Annotated in this window: 7 protein-coding genes; 6 read left to right on the top strand and 1 reads right to left on the bottom strand. The window is 65.4% G+C overall.

The window, feature by feature from the left end; all coding sequences use genetic code 11:
* Positions 1-488 (top strand): DUF1499 domain-containing protein (locus EOA28_RS22100; protein ID WP_148670798.1); only part of this gene is annotated, 488 nt, incomplete at its 5' end.
* Here the strand turns inward: EOA28_RS22100 and EOA28_RS22095 are convergent.
* Positions 489-1397: an MBL fold metallo-hydrolase gene (locus EOA28_RS22095; protein ID WP_126078448.1), complete on the bottom strand. Its 909-nt coding sequence runs from the start codon at positions 1395-1397 to the stop codon at positions 489-491.
* Between the two features lie 239 nt (positions 1398-1636).
* Here EOA28_RS22095 and EOA28_RS22090 point away from each other — a divergent pair, with 239 nt between their 5' ends.
* From EOA28_RS22090 to rfbD, 5 genes are all read left to right on the top strand, one after another.
* Positions 1637-2227: a biotin transporter BioY gene (locus EOA28_RS22090; RefSeq protein ID WP_126078447.1), complete on the top strand. Its 591-nt coding sequence runs from the start codon at positions 1637-1639 to the stop codon at positions 2225-2227.
* Between the two features lie 219 nt (positions 2228-2446).
* Positions 2447-3337, top strand: a complete 891-nt coding sequence (rfbA, locus tag EOA28_RS22085) for a glucose-1-phosphate thymidylyltransferase RfbA (protein WP_126078446.1) — start codon at positions 2447-2449, stop codon at positions 3335-3337.
* On the top strand, positions 3330-3884 hold the full coding sequence (rfbC, locus tag EOA28_RS22080) for a dTDP-4-dehydrorhamnose 3,5-epimerase (RefSeq protein WP_126078445.1): 555 nt from the start codon (positions 3330-3332) through the stop codon (positions 3882-3884). The genes rfbA and rfbC overlap by 8 nt, the downstream gene beginning before the upstream one ends.
* A gap of 14 nt (positions 3885-3898) precedes the next feature.
* Positions 3899-5032: a dTDP-glucose 4,6-dehydratase gene (rfbB, locus tag EOA28_RS22075; protein ID WP_127250116.1), complete on the top strand. Its 1134-nt coding sequence runs from the start codon at positions 3899-3901 to the stop codon at positions 5030-5032.
* Complete coding sequence (gene rfbD, locus EOA28_RS22070; protein WP_127250091.1) at positions 5029-5937, top strand: dTDP-4-dehydrorhamnose reductase; 909 nt, start codon at positions 5029-5031, stop codon at positions 5935-5937. The genes rfbB and rfbD overlap by 4 nt, the downstream gene beginning before the upstream one ends.
* The last annotated feature ends 17 nt before the right edge of the window (positions 5938-5954 follow it).

Here is a 5954-nt window from a genome sequence, read left to right as displayed (position 1 = left end):
GGGCCCCGATCTACCCGCCGCTGCGCGACATCTCGACCGATCTCGACGACCCGCCGGTCCTGGACACCAGCGACCGGACAAGCGACATGAACGAGCTGTCGCCGCCGACCCCTGGCGAACAGAGCCTGCAGGCCGATACCTATCCGCTGGTCAGCGGCCACAGCTACAATCTGCCCTTCGAAACCGTCGTCGACGCTGTCGAAACCGTGCTCGACCGCCGCGACTGGCAGCTGACGGCGCCTTATCCCGACATCAACGGGCAGAGCGAGGCGACGATCAATGCGCTGGCCAAGGGCTTTGTGCTCGGACTGCCGGCCGACGTCGCCATCCGCGTCACCGACGATGGCGAGCAGGTCATCGTCGACATGCGCTCGGCCTCGCGCTACGGCCGCTACGACCTCGGCGACAACGCCGCCCGCATCACGGATTTCCTCGGCGAGCTGGACCAGGAAGTCGCCGGGCAGGTTGGCGCGGCGCCGGCCGAGTGATCAGCCGGCGGGACTGAAAATGCCGTCGATCGCCGGGTCGCCTTCGGTGGCGATCAGGCCGCGCGCGGCCAGATCCTCGAGATGGGCGAGCACCGACAGCCCCGCGGCGCCGTGCAGGCGGGGGTCGGTGTCGCGATAGATCGCTGCGACCATCTCCCTGATCGTCCGGTCGCCAGCGCGGATGCGCTCCAGGATCGCCCTTTCACGCATCTTGCGATGCGTCTTCAGGCCGCGCATGAACCTTTGGGGCGCGGTCACGGGCCCGCCATGGCCCGGCAGCAGCAGACGATCCTCGCGCGCCAGCAGCCTGTCGAGGGAGCTCATATAGTCGGCCATGGCGCCGTCCGGCGGCGCGACGATCGAGGTCGACCAGGCCATGACATGGTCGGCCGAAAACAGGATGCCGGTTCCCTCGAGCGCAAACACGGCATGGTTGGCGGTGTGGCCGGGCGTCAGCATGGTGCGGATCGCCCAGCCGTCTCCCTCGGTCAGGGCATTGTTGGCCAGCGCGATATCGGGCACGAAGGCGAGGTCGGCGCTGGCGTCGAGCGGATTGACCTCGCCGATGCGCAAGGGCCGTGCCGGCCGGTGCGGGCCTTCGGCAAGCGTCGGCGCGCCGGTGCGCTCCTTCAGCCGTGCCGCCAGCGGCGAATGGTCGCGATGCGTGTGGCTGACGAAGATGTGGCTGACCGGCCGGCCAGCGATCGCCGTGAGCAGCGTTTCGAGATGCGCGTCGTCTTCCGGCCCCGGATCGATCACCGCCAGCGTGTCGCGACCGACGAGATAGCTGTTGGTGCCGTGGAAGGTGAACGGACTCGGGTTTCCGGCAGTGATGCGCAGCACATCCGGCGCAACCGTGACCGCCCGGCCGTAGGCCGGGTCGAAGCTGGTATCGAACTCAAGCGCCATGCCGGATTCCTTTGCAATGCGGCAAAATGATTGCCGCCCGATACGGAAGCCAATATAGGAAATTCAATGCATGTCGCCCAAAAGTGCGCAGCGGTTTTGGGACAACGACATGCATCAAGAAAGTTTTTGAGCATTTCGCCCAAAAGTGCGCAGCGGTTCTGGGACAACGACATGCATCAAGAAAGTTTTTGAAGCCAGCAAATCAGCCACCCAATGAATCAGCCAGAATGAGGAAGACCATGGCAATTGCAACCACGATGCGTCCGCTCGTTTCTCTCACTCTGCCGGAGCGGGGCGCCGCGCGGCTCGCGACCCAGCTCTTCCTGGCGCTTGCCGGAACCCTGCTGCTCACGCTTTCGGCCAAGACCAAAGTGGTGCTCGGCCCGGTCGACATTTCGCTGCAGACGCTCGCCGTGCTGCTGATCGCCTCGGCCTTCGGCCTGCGGCTGGCCGTCGCGACGCTGCTTCTCTACCTTGCCGAAGGCGCTTTTGGCTTGCCGGTCTTCCAGGGCACGCCGGAAAAGGGCATCGGCATCGCCTATATGCTGGGCGCGACAGGCGGCTATCTCGCCGGTTTCGTGGTCATGGCCGCGATCGCCGGCTGGGCCGCCGACCGCGGCTGGGACCGCAGCCCGTTCAAGCTGTTCGGCGCCATGCTGACGGCGGAAGTCGTCATGATGGCCATGGGCTTTGCCTGGCTGGCGATGCTCATCGGACCGGAAAAGTCCTGGCAGTTCGGCGTCCTGCCCTTCATCGCCGGCGACCTGATCAAGGTGGCCCTGGCCGCCAGCCTGGTGCCGGCCGTGTGGGCGTTGCTCAAGCGCGGCTGATCGCGATCGACGAAAGAAGGGCCGGCGGGCGACAAGCGCCCGCCGGCCCTTTTTCATGCCGCAGTCGGATTTCGCTCGAAACCACCGCGTGCCGGATGATAGAAAGTGGAACCAGCGTCAGGAAGGAAGCAAACCCGACATTGACAAGCCGGTGCCCGAAACCTAAGCACGGGCAACTTGGCGTCGAGGCGGGGGCCGCGGTAGTTCAAGGAGAGCTTGTTGAAAGGAATTATCCTTGCGGGCGGCAGCGGAACACGTCTTTATCCGCTAACATTAGCTGTATCTAAGCAAATACTGCCGATCTACGACAAGCCGATGATCTACTACCCGCTGAGCGTGCTGATGCTCGCGGGAATCCGCCAGATCCTCGTCATTTCAACTCCGCGCGACTTGCCGGTGTTTCAGGCTTTGCTGGGCGATGGTTCGGAATTCGGCCTGGAGCTCTGCTATGCCGAGCAGGCGGAGCCCAATGGTCTCGCCGAAGCCTTCATCATCGGTCGCGACTTCATCGGCAAGGACAGCGTGTCGATGATTCTCGGCGACAATATCTATTTCGGCGGCGGCCTGTCGCAGCTCTGCGGCGAGGCGGCTGCGCGCGACGGCGGCGCCTCCGTCTTCGCCTACTATGTCGACGATCCCGAGCGCTATGGCGTGGTCTCCTTCGACAAGGTCACCGGCAGGGCTTTGACGATCGAGGAGAAGCCGCAAAAGCCGAAGTCCAACTGGGCCGTGACAGGTCTTTATTTCTACGACAACAACGTCGTCGACATTGCTTCGACCATCCGCCCTTCGGCGCGCGGCGAGCTCGAGATCACGGCGGTCAACAATGTCTATCTCGAGCGCGGCGAGCTGCATGTCCACCGCCTCGGCCGGGGCTATGCCTGGCTGGATACCGGCACGCATGACAGCCTGCTCGAGGCCTCGTCCTTCGTGCGCACGATCGAGCATCGCCAGGGCATCAAGATCGCCTGCCCCGAGGAGATTGCGCTGGAGCAGCGCTGGATCAGCGCCGACGAGGTCCTCGATCGCGCCGCGCGGCTCGGCAAGAACGAATATGCGGCCTATCTGCGGCGGCGGGTCGCCGATCTGATGGAGGATCAAGGTGCTTGAGGTCAGGACGCTCGGCCTGGAGGACGTGCTGGAGATCGTGCCGAAGCGGCATGGCGACGCGCGCGGCTATTTCTGCGAGACCTGGAATGCGGAGCGCTTTGCCCAGGCCGGTATCGACCTGACCTTCGTGCAGGACAACCATTCCTATTCCGCGGCCGCCGGCGTCCTGCGCGGCTTGCACTATCAGTTACCGCCCCGCGCCCAGGACAAGCTGCTGCGCGTCGTGCGAGGCAGCGTCTTCGATGTCGTCGTCGACATCCGCCGGTCTTCGCCGACTTTCGGAAAATGGTCGGCTTTGGAGGTGTCGGCCGAGAAGGGAAACCAGATCCTGGTGCCGAAGGGATACGCGCACGGCTTCGTCACGCTCGTCCCGGACACCGAGATTCTGTATAAGGTCACCGATACGTATTCGCCGGAGCATGACCGGTCGATCCGCTTCGACGACCCCGCCATCGGCATTGCGTGGCCGTCGCTTGCCGGTGACTTCCAGCTCTCGGACAAGGATCGCAAGGCGCCACCGCTGAGCGAGGCAGAGGTTTTCGCGTGAGGGAAGAGGGCAGGCTGAATTTCCTGGTCACCGGCGGCGCCGGCTTCATCGGCTCGGCCGTCTGCCGGCATCTGTGCGCCAACCCGGCCTACCGCGTCACCAATCTCGACAAGCTCACCTATGCCGGCAACCTCGCGTCGCTGCGGACGATCGAGAACGCGCACAACTATCGCTTCGAGCAGGGCGACATCTGTGACGAGCGCGCGGTGCTGGAGATATTGCGCCGTGACGATATCGACATCGTCATGAACCTTGCCGCCGAAAGCCATGTCGACCGCTCGATCGACGGCCCCGGCGCCTTCATCGAGACCAACATCGTCGGCACCTACCGCATCCTCAATGCGGCGCTGGAATACTGGCGTGGGCTGTCCGAGGAGCGCAAAGCGGGCTTCCGCTTCCACCATGTCTCGACCGACGAGGTCTTCGGCGACCTGCCTTTCGACGGCGGCATGTTCGTCGAGGAGACGCCTTATGCGCCGTCCTCGCCCTATTCGGCCTCGAAGGCGGCGTCGGATCACCTGGTGCGGGCCTGGCACGAGACCTACGGCCTGCCGGTGGTGCTGTCCAACTGCTCGAACAATTACGGCCCCTACCACTTCCCGGAAAAGCTGATCCCGCTGGTCATCCTCAACGCGCTCGACGAGAAGCCGCTGCCGGTCTACGGCGCCGGCGCCAATGTGCGCGACTGGCTGTTCGTGGAGGATCACGCGCGGGCGCTGGAGCTGGTGGCCACCAAGGGGCGGCCGGGCGAGAGCTACAATGTCGGCGGCAATTCCGAGCGCACCAATCTCGGCGTGGTCGAGGCGATCTGCGATCTGCTGGACGTGCGGCGGCCGCGTGCCGCCGGCAAGCGCTATCGCGACCTGATCACCTTCGTCACCGACCGTCCTGGACATGACCGCCGCTATGCGATCGACGCCTCCAAGATCGCGCGCGATCTCGGCTGGGCGCCGCGCGAGAATTTCGACAGCGGCCTGGCCAGGACCGTCGACTGGTATCTCGACAACAAATGGTGGTGGGGCCCGATCCGCGAGCAGCGCTACGCCGGCGAGCGGCTGGGCCACGCTGCGGCCGCAAACAGCCAAAGCGGTCCGGTCGCGGGCAATCCGGCCAGGACCGCGGCCGAGAGCAGGAAGGTGACCACGTGAGGCTTGCCGTCACCGGACGCGAGGGCCAGGTCGCAGCAAGCCTGGTCGAGGCGGCGCGGGGCCGCGACGGCGTGGAAGTCGTCGCCGTCGGCCGCCCGGGGCTCGACCTTGCGCAGCCCGACACAGTGCTCGCGGCATTGGAAGCGGCAAGGCCGGACATCGTCGTTTCCGCCGCCGCCTACACCGCCGTCGACCAGGCCGAGGACGATAAGGACCTGGCCTTCGTGGTGAACGCCACCGGCGCCGGCAAGGTGGCCGAAGCCGCGGCAAGGCTCGGCGTCCCCGTCATCCATCTGTCGACCGACTATGTCTTCGACGGCGCCAAGGACGGCGCCTATGTCGAGACAGACGCCACCGCGCCGCTCGGCGTCTACGGCGCTTCCAAGCTCGTCGGCGAAGAGGCGGTGGCCGCCGCCAATCCGCGCCACATCATCCTGCGCACGGCCTGGGTCTACAGCCCTTTCGGCAGGAACTTCGTCAAGACGATGCTGCGGCTGGCGGCCGATCGCGACGAGATCGCCGTCGTCGCCGATCAATGGGGCAATCCGACCTCGGCGCTCGACATCGCCGACGCCATCCTGCATGCGGCGGCGAGGCTGCGGGACGACAGGAATTTCGCCGCCTTCGGTGTCTACCACCTGGCGGGCGAGGGCGACACCAACTGGAGCAGCTTTGCCCGCCACATCCTCGACACAAGCCGGGCGTTGGGTGGCCCCTATGCGAAAGTGCGCGATATCGCCACGGCGGATTATCCGACCAGGGCCAGGCGCCCGCAAAATTCGCGGTTGTCGAGCGCGAAGTTTGAGGGTGTGTTCGGGTGGCGAGCGCGGCAGTGGCGGGAGGCGACGGGGACCGTAGTGAGCAGGTTACAGAGCGGCGCCACGGAAGCTACAGCGGCACTCTGAAGGGATGAATATGATCA

It is taken from the genome of Mesorhizobium sp. M2A.F.Ca.ET.067.02.1.1, from assembly GCF_004023285.1.
In the GTDB taxonomy this organism is placed as follows: domain Bacteria; phylum Pseudomonadota; class Alphaproteobacteria; order Rhizobiales; family Rhizobiaceae; genus Mesorhizobium.
The sequence above is the reverse complement of the archived record's forward strand: the minus strand, read 5'-3'. Positions and strand labels throughout refer to the sequence as shown.

Bases quoted from the DNA above. Each gene is read 5' to 3' on its own strand.
- EOA28_RS22095 (WP_126078448.1), bottom strand. From the start codon at position 1,397: ATGGCGCTTGAGTTCGATACCAGCTTCGACCCGGCCTACGGCCGGGCG.
- EOA28_RS22090 (WP_126078447.1), top strand. From the start codon at position 1,637: ATGGCAATTGCAACCACGATGCGTCCGCTCGTTTCTCTCACTCTGCCG.